We start from the raw sequence: 17,543 nt of genomic DNA on the forward strand, positions 1-17,543 counted from the left end.
GTCGCCCGGCCGGACGGCTCAGCCGGCGTCGGCGGGCGGCCTGAGGTCGCCTGGTCCGACGGCTCAGCCGGCGTCGTCGGCGGGGTGAGGTCGCCTGGTCCGATGGCTCAGCCGGCGTCGTCGGGCGGGGTGAGGTCGTCGGCGTCGACGACGGCGGACCCGCCGTCGTCGAAGGTGACCGAAGCGCGACCGTCCGGGTGGGCCTGTGCGGTGCCGGCCCGCCCGTCGCGGGTGCGCACCTCCGCGCGGCGCGGCTCGGCGGACGCGTCGGCGAACCGGGCCGGGACGACCGGGATCGGCGGGGCGCCGGTCGGCGCGAACCCGGTGATCCGCACGATGCTCCGGCCGGCGAACGACACGTACAGCGCCGGGGCGGCCGGGTTCGAGACCGGGTCGTACCAGCAGTTCGCCGGCCGGCCCCGCAGGGCACCGGTGTCGAGCAGGCGCGTCCAGGTCGTACCGTCGGCGGTGGTGAACGCCCCGGCGAGGCCGACGGCGAAGCGCCGGCCCGGGTCGTGGGGGTCGAACTGCATGTCGTTGAGCACGGCGCCGTAGTGGTCGCCCTGACCGTCGGCGTCCTCGCCCCGGCCGATCTCGATCCGGCCGTCGCAGGTGAGCATCCGCTCCAGCGCGGCGTCGACCTGCCAGGTGAGGCCGCCGTCGTCGGAGCGTCGCACATGGTCCTGGTCGAGCAGGTAGAGCAGGCTCGGCCGGTACGGGTCGACGAAGAACCGGCGGGCCTGCCCGGCGCCGCCGCCGGGAACGAGCTGCTGCCAGGCGGGCATTCCCTCGGTCCACTTCCACAGCCGGAGGGCGGAGTCGCCGCCGACGTGGAAGACGGTGTCGCGGTGCCCGCCGGAGGCCTGCACGAGGCCGATGTCCGGGTCCGGCAGGAACGGCCCCTGCTGGGTGAACGGCCCGCTCGGGCCGGCGCCGAAGCCGGGGACGACGAAGAGCGGACGCGGCGTGAACGTGCCGTCGCCCTTGTTGACCGCGACGAGGACACCGGCCTCGCCGAAGCCGACCAGGTCGGCGTGCCCGACGCTGGTCACGTCCGCGACCACGCGGGGGTGCCGCTCGACCCGCCACCCGCCGGCGTGGTAGCCGAAGTCGGCCAGGGTGGGAACCGGGGTGAACGCGAAGCTGCCGTCGCCGTTGCTGCGCGCGGTGTAGACCCCGGCGTCGCCGAACGCCACGATGTCGGCCTTCCCGTCACCGGTCAGGTCGGCGAGCACCCGGACGTGCTTCTCCACCCGCCAACCCGAGTTGAAGCCCAGATCCGCCAGCACGAACTGCGGGGCAGCGAACGTGCCGTCGCCGTGGTTCAACGCCACCCACACGCCGTCGTCGCCGAACCCGACGATGTCCGCCCGACCGTCCCCGGTCACGTCCACCGCGAACCGGGGATGCCGGTCGACCCGCCAGCCACCGGCCTGCGCCCCGAACCCGGGCACCGCCGGCACCGGCGTGAACGCGAAACTCCCGTCGCCCTGGCTCAGCGCCACGTACACCCCGGCGTCGCCGAACGCCACGATGTCCGCCTTGCCGTCCCCGGTCAGGTCCGCGAGCACGCGCACGTGCTTCTCCACCCGCCACCCGGAGTTGTAGCCCAGGTCCGCGAGCACGAACCGGGGCGGCGCGAACGTGCCGTCGCCGTGGTTCAACGCCACCCACACACCGTCGTCACCGAACCCGACGATGTCCGCCCGACCATCCCCGTCACGTCCACCGCGAACCGGGGATGCCGGTCCACCCGCCAGCCGCCCTCGGCGTAGCCGAAACCCGCCACCGCCGGCACCGGCGTGAACGCGAAACTCCCGTCCCCCTGGCTCAGCGCCACGTACACCCCGGCGTCGCCGAACGCCACGATGTCCGCCTTGCCGTCCCCGGTCAGGTCCGCGAGCACGCGCACGTGCCTCTCCACCCGCCACCCCGAGTCGTAGCCCAGGTCGGCCAGCACGAACCGGGGATCGGCGAACGAACCGCCGGACGTGCTCAACGCCGTCCACACGCCCGCGTCGCCGAAGCCGACGATGTCGGCGTGGCCGTCCGCCGTCAGGTCGCCGAGCAGACGCGGATGCCGGTCCACCCGCCAGCCGCCGGGGGTGTCCCAGTCGGTGCGCTTCTTCACCGCCCGCAGGTCGCGCACCCGCAGGAGCACGGCCAGGTTGTTGGGGAACGAGCCCAGGTCGGACGAGGAGAAGTTGCCGAAGAAGCGGATGAAGACGTGGTCGTCGGGCTGCGGCGGGTCGCCGGGCAGGCCGAGCACGACCGGGCGGTACCCGCGGATGACGAACGGGCTGCTCGCGTTCCAGATCCGCGAGCCCGGCCGGAGCGTCGGGCCGGGGATCATCTGGCGGCGTGCCGTGCCGGTCACGTCCGGCAGCTCCCCCTCGGCGGCGCCGTACAGGGCCAGGGTCTGACCGGTGCCGCCGACGGCGAGCCCACCGTCGGTGTTCCAGCGCGGCGTGAAGACCAGCATCTGCGTCGGTCGCAGCGGGTCGGCGAAGGAGCAGTCGTTGTCGCCGCCGCCGTAATCCTGCGGCCGCCACGTCCGCCCGCCGTCCGGTGAGGCGAAGCCGTCGTTGTCGCCGGTGTTGAGCGAGATCACCGGGCCTCGCCCCGGCAGCGCCAGGCCGGCGATGTTCACCACCGACAGCGTGCTGATGCTGCCGGCCGCGTGGACGTGCCGGCCGCCGTCGGTGCTGCGGAAGATGCCGCCGTCGCTCGCCAGCCAGAGCGTGCCGGCGGTCGGCGTGTAGGAGCCGTCCCGGAAGGTCGCCGCGAAGTCGCCGGAGAGGAAGACGCCGTGCAGGTCGACGTGGGCGTGCTGGCCGTCGTCCAGCTCCTGCCAGTCGGCGGCGGAGGCGGGGTCGAGCGGCGCGGCGAAGACCTTGGCGCGCTGCGGGCCGTAGAACAGCACGTCGCCGCGGCCGGGCCGGGTGGCCGCGACGAACACGTTGCCGCTGTACTGCTGGCCCAGGATCGGCAGCGGCACCGGCGTCCACTGCGACGCGCCGGTCTGCGCGAACTGCGCGTAGTCGCCGCGCCAGAGCTGGGGCGGGACCAGGTTGGCGTCGCCGGTGGCGAAGACCTCCAGCGGCGAGCGCGCGGACACCACCATGACGCGCTCGTTCGGGGCGTTGGCCAGGCCGGTGGCGCCGCCGACGGTGGCCGGGACTCCGCCGGCGTCGGGCGTCCAGGTCGTACCGGCGTCGACGGAGACGAACACCTTCCCGCTGGTGAGGGCGTACACGATCGGGGGCCGGAGGGTGCCGGCGGGCGTCTCGGCGACCGCCACGTGGCTGACCGGTTGCGGGTCGCCGGTCGGCCGGCGCAGGACGTCGGTGAAGGTGGCCCCGCCGTCGGTGCTCACCGCGAGCGAACTGCCGCCGGCGGCATAGACCAGGTCGGCGGTGCCGGGCGCCCAGACGAGTTGGCCGGCCCCGGGCAGCCGGGCGCTGCCGGTGGACCGGGGGAACGTGTGCACCCGGGCCCAGGTGGCGCCCCGGTCGCTCGACCGCCAAACGCCCGCGTCCTGCGTCTCCCGGTCGCTCTGCGCCAGCGCGAGTACGGTCGCCTCGGCGCCGAAGTTCGGCAGCACGAAGCGCGGCGGGTCGAACCCGGTGCGGTTGGCGAGGCTGACGTAGACACCGGCGTCGCCGAAGCCGACCACGTCGGCGTGGCCGTCGCCGGTCACGTCGACCAGGAACCGGGGGTGCTTCTCCACCCGCCAGCCCTGGTCGTAGCCGAAGTCGGCGACCACCAGCCGGCGGGGTGCGAAGGTGCCGTCGCCGTTGTTGCGGGCGAGGTGCACGCCGGCGTTGCCGAAGCCGACCAGGTCGGCGTGGCCGACGCTGGTCACGTCCGCGACCAGGCGCGGGTGTCGTTCGACCCGCCACCCGCCGGCGTGGTAGCCGAAGTCGGCCAGGGCGGGAACCGGGGTGAACGCGAAGCTGCCGTCGCCGTTGCTGCGCGCGGTGTAGACCCCGGCATCGCCGAACGCCACGATGTCGGCCCTGCCGTCACCGGTGAGGTCGGCGAGGAACCGTGGATGCTTCTCCACCCGCCAACCGGAGTGGTAGCCCAGGTCGGCGAGCACGAACTGGGGGGCGGCGAATGTGCCGTCGCCGTGGTTCAACGCCACCCACACGCCGTCGTCGCCGAACCCGACGATGTCCGCCCGACCGTCCCCGGTCACGTCCACCGCGAACCGGGGATGCCGGTCCACCCGCCAGCCGCCCTCGGCGTAGCCGAAACCCGCCACCGCCGGCACCGGCGTGAACGCGAAACTCCCGTCCCCCTGGCTCAGCGCCACGTACACCCCGGCGTCGCCGAACGCCACGATGTCCGCCTTGCCGTCCCCGGTCAGGTCCGCGAGCACGCGCACGTGCCTCTCCACCCGCCACCCCGAGTTGTAGCCCAGGTCCGCGAGCACGAACCGGGGCGGCGCGAACGTGCCGTCGCCGTTGTTCAACGCCACCCACACACCGTCGTCACCGAACCCGACGATGTCCGCCCGACCGTCACCCGTCACGTCCGCCACGAACCGGGGGTGCCGGTCCACCCGCCAGCCACCGGCCTGCGTCCCGAAGTCCGCGGACAGCAGCCGAGGCGCGGCGAACGTGCCGTCGGATCCGCTCGTCGCCGTCCACACCCCGGTGTCGCCGAAGCCGACGATGCCGGCGCCGGGGGCCGCCGAGATCCGGCCGAGCAGGCGGGGGTTGCGCGCGACCGACCAGCGCGCCACGTCCGGCGCGACGGCGATCGAGGTGACGCAGTAGCCGCCGATCGCGCCCGGCACGCCGAACTGGTCGGCGGCCGGCTGGGGTCGCGCGATCTGCGCCCACGACTCGCCGCCGTCCTCGGAGACCCAGAGGTCGCTGGAGAAGGACCCGGCGAAGACCAACCGGCCGTCGTCGGAGCTGTCGAGGGAGAGCATCCGGCCGGTGGTGAACTGCCCCGACTTGCGGCTCGGCGTGTTGGCGCGGGTGGGGCTGACGTCGTCGATCGTGGTCATGTCGACCTCACCGCGCCGGCGCGGTCCGGCGCCACTCCAGCCGGGCGGAGACGGCGCAGCCGGCGCAGAGCACGAACAGGCCGGCGACCAGCAGCCACTCGACCGTGCCGTCATGGTTGTCGGGCTCGATGCCGAACGCCTCCAGCCAGTCCTTCCAGACCAGGGTCAGCAGGAACAGCGCGCCGAAGAGCGACGCGGCGGCGGCCTCGACCCAGAACCGGGTCCGGAACCTGCGGTGCGGAGGCTTCATGGGGTGCTCCTCGGCGTCGTCCGGCCTGGTCAACCGGGGGGTGACGGCGCTCAGCGTAGGCCGGTGCCGGGCCCGGTGCCGTCGGCTGGACGACAGCGCGGGGGAACGTGCGCCATCCGCACGTCCGGGTCCGCCGAGACCCTGGGCGATGTCAGACCCGTCGATTAGAATGTATGTACTAAACGAGCTGTTGACCTGGGAGGATGCTCGTGACTGCGCCCACCTCCGCCGCCCCTGTCACCCCCTACGCCACCCTGCTCGGATTCACCCGCTACGTGGACCGCACCGGCCCGACCAAGGCCACGTTCGTCGGCGGCCTGCGCCGGCAGCGGGCGAGCCGGCACGGTTTCAACCCGCACGGGCAGTTCGTCAAGGCCCTCAAGGCCGACGTCGCGTTCCACACCGGCGGCACCCACCTGACCCAGGTGGTCGACCTGGTCAAGCCGCGGTGGCGCCCGCTCTACGAGGCGCTGGTGCCCGGCGCGACCCGCTGGCTGCACTCGCTCGGCGAGCCGGCCGGCGTCGACCTGGCCCAGGCTCGCGACGCCCTGGCGATGCTGGGCGACCTGCCAGTGAAGATCAACCCGCAGTTCGGCGTGCGCTACGCCGACGGTCGGGCCGAGGCGATCCGGTTGCACTTCGACGAGGCGCCGCCGAGTGAGGAGGCCACCCTGGCCACGCTGCACCTGATGGCCCGGCACATGGACGCCGTGCTGCCGCACGCCGAGCCGGTGCTGGTCGACGTGCGGCGCGGCGAGGCGCACCGGATGCCCGCCGACGCCAAGCCCGAGCAGATCGAGCAGTGGCTGGCCGGCGAGGCCGCCGCGTTCCGCGCCATCTGGTCCACCGCCGCCGCCTGACCTCACCCACCCGAACGGCCGTCCCCGATCCCGGGGGCGGCCGTTCGGCCGTGCCTGGCGTCCGATTCCTCCTTTCGAGCGGTGTATGTGAGCCGGTGTCGGGAAGACCGCTGCCATGTCCGCCCGCAACCGCGCCAAGCTCACCGCGTTCGCCCTGCTCACCGTCGCCGCGTGGAGCGTCGGCCTGGCCCCGCCCGCGGTCCTGGCGCTGGCCGCGCTCACCGCGCTGATCCCGCTCGCCGACGGGCTGGAGCGCGACCCGGCCTCCGCGGTCCGGCCGGCGCGCCGGCACGAGCCCGCCTGATCAGGTCCGCCGAGGAGCACCCGTGGTCACGAACGACCTGCCCGTCGCGCCCACGCTGCCGGCCGCCCACGGCCCGATACGCGGGCGGCTCATCCTGCTCGGGCCGGCGTTCGTGGCCGCGGTGGCCTACGTCGACCCGGGCAACTTCGCCACCAACTCCACCGCCGGCGCGCGCTACGGCTACCTGCTGGTCTGGGTGGTGGTGGCCGCGAACCTCTCCGCCATGCTGGTGCAGACGCTCACCGCCAAGCTCGGCCTGGCCACCGGGCGCAGCCTGCCCGAGCTGTGCCGCGAGCACCTGCCCCGACCACTCAACCGCCTCATGTGGGCGCAGGCCGAACTGGTCGCGATGGCCACCGACCTGGCCGAGGTGATCGGCGGGGCGGTCGCGCTGCGCCTGCTGTTCGGCGTACCGCTGCTGCCGGGTGGCCTGATCGTGGGCGCCGCGGCGTTCGCGGTGCTGGCGCTGCGCGCCCGCGGCTTCCGGACGTTCGAGATCGCCATCACGGTGCTGCTCGGGGTGATCGTGCTGGCGTTCGCGGTCAACCTGCTCACCGCCCGCCCGGACCTGTCCGCCGCCGCCGGCGGGCTGCTCCCCCGGACGGCGGGCACCGACAGCATGCTGCTCGCCGCCGGCATCCTCGGCGCGACGGTGATGCCGCACGTGATCTACGTGCACTCGGCGCTCACCCCGAACCGCATCCCCACCAGCGGGGAGGCCGAACGGCGGGTGGTGGCGAAGGGCCTGCGGGTCGACGTGCTGATCGCGCTCGGCGTCGCCGGGGCGGTCAACCTGGCCATGCTGCTGGTCGCCGCGGCCAGCTTCCACGGCAGCGGCATCCCGGGCACCGACACCCTGGAGGGCGTGCACGCCGGGCTCGCCGGCACGCTCGGCACGGTGGCGGCGGTCGGCTTCGCCGTCGCGCTGCTCCTGTCCGGCCTCGCCTCGACGAGCGTCGGCACGTACGCCGGGGAGGTCATCATGCAGGGCTTCCTGCGCCGCCGGATCCCGCTGGTGGCGCGCCGGACGGTCACGCTGCTGCCGGCGCTGGCCGTGCTCGCGGTCGGCGTCGACCCGACCCGGGCGCTGGTGCTGTCCCAGGTGGTGCTGAGCTTCGGCATCCCGTTCGCGCTGGTGCCGGTGGTGACCTTCACCCGCCGCCGGGACCTGATGGGGAGCCTGGTCAATCGTCGGGCCACCACCGTCGCCGCGGTGGCCGTCACCGGGCTCGTGGTGGCGCTCAACGCGTTCCTGCTCCGGCAACTGCTCGCCTGAGCGCGCCCGCGCCCGCCCGGTCGCGGGGACCGGACGGGCGCGGGGACGGCGCGACGGCTCAGGCGGCCAGGTACTTCGCCAGGTCGTCGAGGATCTTGTTGGCGGCGCCGACGCCGATGCCGGTCATCCACACCTCGTCGGAGACCACGTGCGCCTTGCCCGCCTTGACCGCGGACAGGCCCTGCCACAGGCTGCCGGTGGTGACCTTCGCCTGCTCGGCGGCGGCCTTCTCGCCGTACGCGGTCACGAACACCACGTCGCCGTCGACCTCGTTGACCCGCTCGGCGCTGACCAGGTCGAAGCGCTTGTCCTCCTTGCCCTCCAGGCGCTGCCGCTCCGGGCGACCCAGGCCGGTGTCACCGACCACGATGCCGGAGAACGAGTCCGGGCCGTACACCCGGATGTTGCCCGGGATGAAGCGCACGATGGAGATCTTCCGGGCGTCCGCGTCGCCGAGCTTCGCGCCGAAGTCCTTCGCCCGCTTCTCGTACGCGGCCAGCAGGTCCTTGGCCTGCTGCTCCTTGCCGAGCGCCGCGCCGTCGAGGAGGAAGTTCTCCTTCCAGGTGACGCCGACCTTCTCGGTGAACACGGTCGGCGCGATGGCGGACAGCTCGTCGTAGAACTTCTCCTGGCGGAACTTGCTGCCGAGGATCAGGTCCGGCTTGAGCGCGTTGATCGCCTCCAGGTCCGGCTCGGTGAGCACGCCGACCTCGGTGATGCCGGCGAGCTTGTCCGCGCCGAAGTAGGTGGGCCAGCTCTTCGCCTCACCGGCGGTGGCCGCGCCGACCGGGGTGACGCCCAGCGACAGCGCGGTGTCGATCTTGTCGGTGTCGAGCACCACCACGCGCTTGGGCTCGGCGGGCACCTTGGTGGCGCCCATGGCGTGGGTGATCTCCCGGGTCTGCCCGGCGCCGGCGTCGGCGACCGGGTCGCTCTCCCCGCAGGCGGTGAGCCCGACGCCGAGGGCGAGGGCGGTGGTGAGTACGGCGGCGAGGCGACGCATCAGGTTCCTTTCCGTGGTGCGGGTGTCAGCCGGCGCGCTCAGGCGTCGCCGACGGGGGCGCCGACCGGGGCCGGCGTGCCGGCCGGAGCGGCCGAGGTCTGGGTGCGGGCGGGGACCACCAGCGGGGCCCCGGTGACCGGGCAGGGCACGACCACGCAGTCGAGCCCGAAGACGTCGCGGACCAGGTCGGCGGTGAGGATCTCGCGCGGCGGGCCGGCGGCGACCACCGCGCCGTCGCGCATGGCGACCAGGTGGTCGGCGTACCGGGCGGCCTGGTTGAGGTCGTGCAGCACGGCCACCACGGTCCGGCCCCGCTCGGCGCGCAGCCGGTGCAGCAGGTCCAGCACCTCCACCTGGTGGGCCAGGTCGAGGAAGGTGGTCGGCTCGTCGAGCAGCAACGCGTCGGTGTCCTGGGCGAGGGTCATCGCGATCCACACCCGCTGGCGCTGGCCGCCGGAGAGCGTGTCCACCGCGCGGTCGGCCAGCCCGGTCACGTCGGCCAGCCGCATCGCCTCGTCGACCGCCCGGCCGTCCTCGGCCGACCACTGCCGCCACCACCGCTGGTAGGGCTGCCGGCCGCGCCCCACCAGGTCGGCCACGGTGATCCCCTCGGGCACCAGCGGGCTCTGCGGCAGCACGCCGACCCGCCGGGCCACGTCCCGGGTGGGCAGGTCGCGGATCTGCGCGCCGTCGAGCAGCACCGCGCCGCGGCGCGGGGTGAGCAGCCGGGCCATGGTGCGCAGCAGCGTCGACTTGCCGCACGCGTTGGGGCCGACGATCACGGTGAACGCGTCGGCCGGCAGGTCGAGTTCCAACCCGTCCAGCACGGTCCGGCCCTCGTAGCCGACGACCAGGTCGCGGGTGGACAGCAGCGCGGTCACGACCGCCTCCCTCGGGTGCGCAGCAGCACGAAGATCAGGTACGGGCCGCCGATGGCCGCGGTCAGCACGCCGGCCGGCAGTTGGGTGGGGGCGAACAGCCGGCGTCCGGCCAGGTCGGCGAGCACCAGCAGCAGCGCGCCCAGCAGCGCGGCGCAGAGCATCGGCGGACGCTCGGCGCGGACCAGCCGGCGGGCCACCTGCGGGGCGACGAGCGCCACGAAGTCCACCGCGCCGACCTGGGCGGTGACCGCGGCGGCGGCGAGCACGCCGGTGCCGGCCAGGCCGATCCGGCGGGCCACCGGGCGCAGCCCGATCCCCCGGGCGGTGTCGTCGTCCAGGGCCGAGCCGCGCAGCGCCCAGCCGGCCCAGAGCAGCACCGGCAGCAGCGCGGCGAGCGTGCCGGCGATCCACGCCGCCTCGGTCCAGCCCTTGCCGGCGAGCGTGCCGATCAGCCAGAGCTGGGCGCGCAGGCCGTCGATGGGGTCGGCGGTCAGCATGACCACCTCGATCAGCGCCCGGAACGCGAACGCCACCGCGACGCCGGCCAGCACGAATCGCTGGGCGGCCAGGCCGTGCCGGGCGCCGAGCGCGAACACCAGCACGGCCGCGGCCAGGCCGCCGAGCAGCGCCGCCGGTGCCACCAGCACCGCCGCGGCGCCGCTGGTCAGTGCGATGGTGGCGGCCAGCCCGGCGCCCTGGGTGACGCCGATGACGTCGGGGCTGGCCAGCGGGTTGCGGGCCACGCTCTGGATCAGCGTGCCGGCCACGCCGAAGGCCGCCCCGGCCAGCGCCGCCAGCACCGCGCGGGGCAGCCGCAGGTCGCGCACCACGAGGTCGTACGGCGTGCCCGCCCCCGACAGCGACCGCAGCACGTCACCCGGCGCCACGTACGGCGTCCCCAGCGACAGGCTGAGCACCACCGCCCCGAGAAGAAGCACCAGCAGCACCCCCGCCACAACAACCGCCCGCCACCGGAACGGCACCGCCACCGCCCCCACGCGCAGCAGCGCCTTCCCCGCCGGCGCCCCACCCCGCTCCCCGCGATCTTGCAGTTTCGGCCCCGGAACGCGCCACTTGTCCGCTTTGCCGGGGCAGTAACTGCAAGATCGCGGGGGTGGGGCGGGGGTGGGGGTGGGGTGGGGGTGGGGGTGGTCATGAGGTGAGGACCTTGGCTCGGCGGACCAGGACGGCCAGCAGGGGGGCGCCCAGCAGGGCGGTGACGATGCCGGCGGGGATCTCGCCGGGCGGGGCGACCAGGCGGCCGGTCACGTCGGCGGCGAGCACCAGCGCGGGACCGAGCAGCGCGGCGACCAGCAGCGTCCAGCGGTGGTCCGCGCCGACCAGCGCCCGGGCCAGGTGCGGCACGGCCAGCCCGACGAACGCGATCGGGCCGGCGGCGGCCACCGCGGCGCCGGTGAGCAGCACGCCCCCGCCGCCGGCGGCCAGCCGGACCAGGGCGACCCGGTGTCCCAGCCCGCGGGCCACGTCGTCGCCCAGGGCGAGCGCGTCCAGGCCCCGGGCGGCAAGCGCGGCGAGCAGCACCCCGGCCAGCACGAACGGGAGCACCTGCCCGGCCACGCCGACGTCCCGGCCGGTCAGCCCGCCGACCACCCAGAAGCGGTACTCCTCGAAGGTGCGCGCGTCGATGCTGAGCAGCGCGTACACGATCGCGCCGAGACCGGCGTCGAGGGCGGCGCCGACCAGCGCGAGGGTGACCGGGCTGGCGCCGTCGCGGGTGCGGTTGGCGACGGCGAAGACCAGCAGCCCGGCGAGGAGCGCCCCGGCGATGCCGAACCAGACGTACCCGGCGAGCGTGCTCACCCCGAACACCGCGATGGCCAGCACCACGCCGAAGGACGCGCCGGCGCTGACGCCGAGGATGCGCGGCTCCGCCAGCGGGTTGCGGGTGACCGCTTGGAACAGCACCCCGGCCAACGCCAGCGCGAGACCGACGACCAGCCCGAGGGCGGTACGCGGCACCCGCAGCTCGCGGACCACGGTGGTGGCGTCGCCGGCGTCCGGGGCCACCAGCGCGCGCCAGACCTCGTCGACCGGGAGGTGGCGGCTGCCGAGCGCCAGGCTGGCCAGCAGCGCGAGCACGAGCAGGAGCGCCGCCGCCACGGTGACCGCCACGCGGCGGGGGGCGCCGCGTCGGGCGGGTGCGTCGGCCGGGGCGGGCCGGACGGCGACGGTGGTCACGGGGGTGTACGCCTTCCGATTAGGTTCGCCTTACCTTAACTGACCAGGTAAGGCGAACCTAACTCGGCATTGTCGATGGGCTTGCGCCTCCACCGGGGGGAGGCGGGAGGGTGGGCGGCATGGACGGTGACGAGCGTTACGAGATCGGCGAGTTGGCCCGGCGGACCGGCGTGCCGGTGAAGACCATCCGCTTCTGGTCCGACCGGGGCATCGTGCCGCCCACCGACCGTGGTCCGACCGGTCACCGTCGCTGGGCCCCGGCGGCGGTGGCCCGGGTCGACCTGGTGCGCACGCTGCGCGAGCTGGGCGTGGACCTGGCCACGGTGCGCCGGGTGGTGGCGCTGGAGGTCACCCTGCCGCAGGTGGCCGCGACGCACGCGGACGCGCTGGCCGCCCAGATCCGGGTGCTGCGGTCGCGCCGCGCGGCCCTGACCCTGATCGCCCGGCGCGGGTCCACCCCGGCCCAGGCCGAGCTGCTGCACCGGCTGGCCGGCCTGGCCGCGCGGGAGCGCCGGCGGCTGGTCAGCGAGTTCCTCGACGCCACCTTTGCCGGCCTCGCCGACCCCGGGTTCGCGGGCATCCGCCGCTCACTCACCCCGGACCTGCCCGACGACGCCGACGACCACCGGATCGAGGCGTGGGTGGAACTGGCCGAGCTGGCGCTGGACCCGGGCTTCCGGGCCGACCTGCGCCGGCTCGCCGAGCAACACGCGGCCGACCGGGAGGGCGTCGCGGGCGTACGCCGGGACGCGGTCGCCCTGGTCCGGGCGGAGGTGGCCCCGGCGCTGGCCGGCGGCGTGGACCCGGTCTCGCCCCGCGCCGATCCGGTCCTGGCCCGGGCCACGGCCCGCTACGCCGGGCTGTGCGGCCGGCCGGACGACGCCGGGCTGCGGCGGCGGCTGCTCGACCGGCTGGAGGCGGCGCACGATCCCCGGCGGGAGCGGTACGAGCACCTGCTCGGCGTGGTGAACGGGTGGCCGCCGGTCGAGAGCCTGGCGCCGGTGCTGGACTGGGCGATCCGGGCGTTGCGCGCCCGACCGGCCGGCGGGTGACGTGGGAAAGCGGCCGTCAGGCCCGGCGTCAGTCCTCCGCCGACAGGCGGCTGCCCGGCACCACCGGCTGCGGCCACACCCCGGTACGCGGGCCGGCCGGCACCTCGACCTGGTGGTCCGACCAGACGTACGTCTCCGGCAGCAGGTCGGACACCGGCACCGCGCGCAACCCGTCCGGCGGCCCGACGATCACCCGGATGGACGGGAAGTAGTCGAGCAGCACCTGGCGGCAGCGCCCGCACGGCGGGATGACCCCCCGGCCCCGGTCCCCCACCGCGACGATCGCCTCCAGCTCCCCGGCGCCCTGGGTGGCGGCCGCGCCGAGCGCCACCACCTCGGCGCACGGGCCGCCGGTGAAGTGGTAGACGTTCACGCCGCTGAACACCCGCCCGTCGGTGCTGCGCACGGCGGCGGCGACGGTGTGGTTGTCGCTGCGACAGCGGAGCTTGGCGACGGCGGTGGCGGCCTGCACGAGCGCCCGGTCGGTGTCCCGCATGATCATCCCCGTCCTCGTCGACCTCGTCGGCGGCAACTTTATCCGCGTCGGACGCGCCGGCAGCGGACGGCACGCCAGCGGGCGGTAACCCGGGGGCGGTCCGCCGCGCGGCTGCCTATCCTTGGCGACGACATGCAGAATCCAGCCGTACCCGCCGCTCCCGCCACCGCCCGCGACCTGCACCGCCGCCTCGCCGCCCTGATGTTCCGCGACCAGCGCCGCCTCCAGCGCCGGCTCGACGGCGCGCGGAAGCTGCGCGACCCGCAGCGGCGGGAGTCGACGCTGGCCGAGATCGCGACCGAGGTCACCCGGGCCGAGGCGCGGCTGGCGGCGCGGCGGGCCGCGGTGCCGGCGATCACCTACCCGGCGCAACTGCCGGTCAGCGAGCGCAAGGACGACATCGCCGCGGCGATCCGCGACCACCAGGTGGTGATCGTGGCCGGCGAGACCGGCTCCGGCAAGACCACCCAGTTGCCCAAGATCTGCCTGGAGCTGGGGCGCGGCGTCACCGGCCTGATCGGGCACACCCAGCCCCGCCGGCTGGCCGCCCGTACGGTCGCCGACCGGATCGCCGAGGAACTCGGCACCGAGCTGGGCGGCGTGGTCGGCTACAAGGTGCGCTTCAGCGACCAGGTCGGCGACACCAGCCTGGTCAAGCTGATGACCGACGGCATCCTGCTGGCCGAGCTGCAGACCGACCGGATGCTCCGGCAGTACGACACGCTGATCATCGACGAGGCGCACGAGCGCAGCCTCAACATCGACTTCATCCTCGGCTACCTGCGGCAGCTCCTGCCCCGCCGGCCCGACCTCAAGGTGGTCATCACCTCGGCGACCATCGAGACCGACCGGTTCGCCAAGCACTTCGCCGACGCCGAGGGCAACCCGGCGCCGGTGGTCGAGGTGTCCGGGCGCACCTACCCGGTGGAGGTCCGCTACCGGCCGCTGGTCGAGGTCACCGAGGCCGAGGAGGAGGACGAGGCCGACGAGGAGAACGTCCGCGACCAGATCCAGGCCATCGGCGACGCGGTCGAGGAGCTGGCCGCCGAGGGACCGGGCGACATCCTGGTCTTCCTCAGCGGCGAGCGGGAGATCCGGGACACCGCCGACGCGCTGGGCAAGCTGGTGCAGTCCAAGCGATCCCTGCTCGGCACCGAGATCCTGCCGCTCTACGCCCGGCTCTCCAGCGCCGAGCAGCACCGGGTCTTCGCCGCGCACAGCAACCGCCGGGTGGTGCTGGCCACCAACGTCGCGGAGACCTCGCTGACCGTGCCCGGCATCAAGTACGTGGTGGACCCGGGCACCGCCCGGATCTCCCGCTACTCCAGCCGGCTCAAGGTGCAGCGGCTGCCGATCGAGCCGGTCTCCCAGGCCAGCGCCAACCAGCGCAAGGGCCGCTGCGGGCGCACCTCGGACGGCATCTGCGTCCGCCTCTACGACGAGCAGGACTTCGACTCCCGTCCCGAGTTCACCGACCCGGAGATCCTGCGCACCAACCTGGCCTCGGTCATCCTCCAGATGACGTCGATCGGGCTGGGCGACGTCGCCGCGTTCCCGTTCATCGACCCGCCGGACCGGCGCAACGTCACCGACGGCGTCAACCTGCTGCACGAGCTGGGCGCGCTCGACCCGACCGAGACCGACCCGGCGAAGCGGCTCACCCCGCTGGGCCGGCGGCTGGCCCAGCTCCCGGTCGACCCGCGGCTGGCCCGGATGGTGATCGAGGGTGAGCGCAACGGCTGCGCCACCGAGGTGGTGGTGATCGCCGCCGCGCTCTCCATCCAGGACCCGCGCGAGCGACCGGCCGACAAGCAGGCCCAGGCCGACCAGGCGCACGCCCGGTTCGCCGACAAGGAGTCCGACTTCGTCGCGTTCCTCAACCTCTGGCGGCACCTGCGGGACAAGCAGCGCGAGCTGTCCTCCAGCGCGTTCCGCCGGATGTGCAAGGCCGAATACCTCAACTACCTGCGGGTACGCGAATGGCAGGACATCGTCAGCCAGGTGCGCCAGGTGCTGCGTACCGGCGACAAGGGTGACGGCCGGCGCGGCGCCGGCGCCGACCTGCCGGAGGAGATCGACACCCCGAAGGTGCACCAGTCCCTGCTGCCCGGCCTGCTGTCGCACCTGGGGCTCAAGGACGCGCAGAAGCACGAGTACCTGGGCGCGCGGGGCGCGAAGTTCGTGATCTTCCCGGGCTCGGCGCTGTTCCGGAAGCCGCCGCGCTGGGTGATGGCGGCCGAGCTGGTGGAGACGTCGCGGCTGTTCGGCCGGGTCGCCGGGCGGGTCGAGCCGGAGTGGGTCGAGCCGCTGGCCCAGCACCTGGTCAAGCGCAGCCACAGCGAGCCGCACTGGGAGAAGAAGCAGGCCGCGGTGATGGCCTACGAGAAGGTCACGCTCTACGGCATCCCGCTGGTCACCTCCCGCAAGGTGAACTTCGGGCGGATCGACCCGGCGCTGAGCCGGGAGCTGTTCATCCGGCACGCCCTGGTCGAGGGCGACTGGCAGACCCACCACCAGTTCTGGCGGGACAACCAGAAGCTGCTGACCGAGGTCGAGGAGCTGGAGAACCGGGCCCGCCGGCGCGACATCCTGGTCGACGACGAGACCATCTTCGCCTTCTACGACGAGCGGATCCCCGCCGACGTGGTGTCCGGCCGGCACTTCGACACCTGGTGGAAGAAGACCCGGCGGGAGCGGCCGGACCTGCTCACCTTCACCCGGGAGCTGCTGGTCAACGCCGGCCGCGGCGGCGTGGACGAGGAGGACTATCCGGACGAGTGGCGGGCCGACGGCGTCACGCTGCCGCTGACCTACACGTTCGACCCGACCGCGCCCACCGACGGCGTCACCGTGGACATCCCGCTGCCGCTGCTCAACCAGGTGCCGGCGGAGAGCTTCGACTGGCAGGTGCCGGGGCTGCGCGAGGAGCTGGTCATCGCGCTGATCCGCTCGCTGCCCAAACCTCTCCGGCGCAACTTCGTCCCGGTGCCCGACTACGCGCGTGCCGCGCTGGCCGCGATCACGCCCGGCGAGGAGCCGCTGCTGGCCGCGCTGACCCGGCAGCTACGCCGGATGACCGGCGTGACCGTGCCGCCGGACGCGTGGGACCCGGCCAGGCTGCCGCCGCACCTGCGGGTCACCTTCCGGGTGCTCGGCGACGACGACAAGCCGGTCGCCGAGGGCAAGGACCTGCCGGCGCTGCAACGCGAACTGCGCCAGGAGGTACGCCAGGTCGTCGCCGCCGCCGCGCCGGACGTGGCCCGCAGCGGGCTGACCGCGTGGTCGATCGGCACGCTGCCGCGCACCATCGAGCAGGTCCGCGCCGGTTTCGCGGTGACCGCGTACCCGGCGCTGGTGGACGAGGGCGCCACCGTCGGGGTGAAGGTGTTCGACTCCGCCGCCGAGCAGGAGGCCGCGCACTGGGCGGGCACCCGCCGGCTGCTCCGGCTGACGCTGCCGTCGCCGGCGAAGTTCCTCCAGGGCCGGCTCAGCAACGAGGCGAAGCTGGCCCTGTCGCGCAACCCGCACGGCGGGGTGCCGGCGCTGATCGAGGACGCCACCGGCGCCGCGATCGACAAACTCGTGGCGGACGCGGGCGGCCCGGCCTGGGACGCGGACGGGTTCGCGGCGCTGCGGGAACGGGTCCGCGCCGACCTCGTCGACACCGTGGTCGAGGTGATGAACCGGGTCCGGCAGGTGCTGGCCGCCGGGTACGCGGTGGAGCAGCGGCTCGGCGCGACCCGGAACCTGGCCGTGGTGGCCGCGCTGGCCGACGTGCGCGCGCAGCTCGGCGGGCTGGTGCACGCCGGCTTCGTCACCGAGGCCGGCTACGCCCGCCTGCCCGACCTGCTGCGCTACCTCACCGCGGTCGAGCGCCGGCTGGACCGGCTGCCCGGCAACCCGCAGCGCGACAAGCAGCAGCAGGACCGGATCGCCGTGGTGCAGAAGGAATACCAGGACATGCTGGCCGCGCTGCCCCCGGCCCGGCGCGCGTCGCCGGCGGCCCGGCAGATCCGCTGGATGATCGAGGAGCTGCGGGTCAACGTCTTCGCCCAGGCCCTGGGCACCCCCTACCCGGTCTCCGAGCAGCGCATCTACCGCGCCATGGACGAAGCCGAGTCCCGCTGACCCCCTCCCCGCCCCACCCCGACCCACCCCTCCCTCCCTCCCCGCCCCACCTCGTCGATCTTGCACTTGCGGCC

13 protein-coding genes are annotated in these 17,543 nt (G+C 74.5%); 5 read left to right on the forward strand and 8 right to left on the reverse strand.

The annotated features are described in order from the left end of the window. Window positions 1-107: 107 nt before the first annotated feature. The 3 genes from H1D33_RS14095 to H1D33_RS14105 are packed head-to-tail and all read right to left on the reverse strand — an operon-like array spanning window position 108 to window position 5,270. Entirely contained in the window at window positions 108-1,670 is a 1,563-nt protein-coding gene (locus tag H1D33_RS14095; protein WP_307755412.1) for an FG-GAP repeat domain-containing protein, read from the reverse strand. Beyond that, entirely contained in the window at window positions 1,661-5,020 is a 3,360-nt protein-coding gene (locus H1D33_RS14100) for an FG-GAP-like repeat-containing protein (protein WP_307755413.1), read from the reverse strand. Before H1D33_RS14100 ends, H1D33_RS14095 begins: the two co-directional genes overlap by 10 nt. A 7-nt stretch (window positions 5,021-5,027) precedes the next feature. Then, window positions 5,028-5,270 carry an ABC transporter permease gene (locus H1D33_RS14105; protein WP_181567636.1) on the reverse strand — a complete coding sequence of 81 codons (243 nt, stop codon included), beginning with the start codon at window positions 5,268-5,270 and terminating at the stop codon, window positions 5,028-5,030. 209 nt (window positions 5,271-5,479) lie between these two features. On the opposite strand from H1D33_RS14105, the gene H1D33_RS14110 reads away from it, so the two are divergent. The 3 genes from H1D33_RS14110 (at window position 5,480) to H1D33_RS14120 (ending at window position 7,710) form a co-directional block, all read left to right on the forward strand. Then, a complete protein-coding gene (locus H1D33_RS14110; protein WP_181567635.1) occupies window positions 5,480-6,130 on the forward strand; it encodes a hypothetical protein in 651 nt (216 codons plus the stop codon). 115 nt (window positions 6,131-6,245) lie between these two features. Further along, entirely contained in the window at window positions 6,246-6,434 is a 189-nt protein-coding gene (locus H1D33_RS14115) for a hypothetical protein (RefSeq protein WP_181567634.1), read from the forward strand. 22 nt (window positions 6,435-6,456) lie between these two features. Further along, on the forward strand, window positions 6,457-7,710 hold the full coding sequence (locus H1D33_RS14120) for an Nramp family divalent metal transporter (RefSeq protein WP_181567633.1): 1,254 nt from the start codon (window positions 6,457-6,459) through the stop codon (window positions 7,708-7,710). 58 nt (window positions 7,711-7,768) lie between these two features. Here H1D33_RS14120 and H1D33_RS14125 read toward each other — a convergent pair whose 3' ends face one another. The 4 genes from H1D33_RS14125 to H1D33_RS14140 form a co-directional block, all read right to left on the reverse strand. Further along, window positions 7,769-8,713, reverse strand: coding sequence for an ABC transporter substrate-binding protein (locus H1D33_RS14125; protein WP_181567632.1), 945 nt, complete (start codon window positions 8,711-8,713; stop codon window positions 7,769-7,771). Window positions 8,714-8,751: 38 nt separating this feature from the next. Beyond that, on the reverse strand, window positions 8,752-9,594 hold the full coding sequence (locus tag H1D33_RS14130; protein ID WP_181567631.1) for an ABC transporter ATP-binding protein: 843 nt from the start codon (window positions 9,592-9,594) through the stop codon (window positions 8,752-8,754). Next, a complete protein-coding gene (locus H1D33_RS14135) occupies window positions 9,591-10,583 on the reverse strand; it encodes a FecCD family ABC transporter permease (RefSeq protein WP_307755414.1) in 993 nt (330 codons plus the stop codon). Before H1D33_RS14135 ends, H1D33_RS14130 begins: the two co-directional genes overlap by 4 nt. Before the next feature lie 163 nt (window positions 10,584-10,746). Next, window positions 10,747-11,793: a FecCD family ABC transporter permease gene (locus H1D33_RS14140; protein WP_307755415.1), complete on the reverse strand. Its 1,047-nt coding sequence runs from the start codon at window positions 11,791-11,793 to the stop codon at window positions 10,747-10,749. Between the two features lie 119 nt (window positions 11,794-11,912). Here H1D33_RS14140 and H1D33_RS14145 point away from each other — a divergent pair, with 119 nt between their 5' ends. Beyond that, window positions 11,913-12,845: a MerR family transcriptional regulator gene (locus H1D33_RS14145; protein ID WP_181567629.1), complete on the forward strand. Its 933-nt coding sequence runs from the start codon at window positions 11,913-11,915 to the stop codon at window positions 12,843-12,845. A 28-nt stretch (window positions 12,846-12,873) separates the two neighbouring features. On the opposite strand, the gene H1D33_RS14150 is transcribed toward H1D33_RS14145, so the two are convergent. After that, window positions 12,874-13,347 (reverse strand): cytidine deaminase family protein, encoded by a 474-nt coding sequence (locus H1D33_RS14150; RefSeq protein WP_181567628.1) that lies wholly within the window; start codon window positions 13,345-13,347, stop codon window positions 12,874-12,876. Window positions 13,348-13,473: 126 nt separating this feature from the next. Here H1D33_RS14150 and hrpA point away from each other — a divergent pair, with 126 nt between their 5' ends. Further along, window positions 13,474-17,469, forward strand: a complete 3,996-nt coding sequence (gene hrpA, locus H1D33_RS14155) for an ATP-dependent RNA helicase HrpA (protein WP_181567627.1) — start codon at window positions 13,474-13,476, stop codon at window positions 17,467-17,469. Window positions 17,470-17,543 lie beyond the last annotated feature (74 nt).

This window comes from Micromonospora ferruginea (assembly GCF_013694245.2).
GTDB classification, from domain to species: Bacteria; Actinomycetota; Actinomycetes; order Mycobacteriales; family Micromonosporaceae; genus Micromonospora; species Micromonospora robiginosa.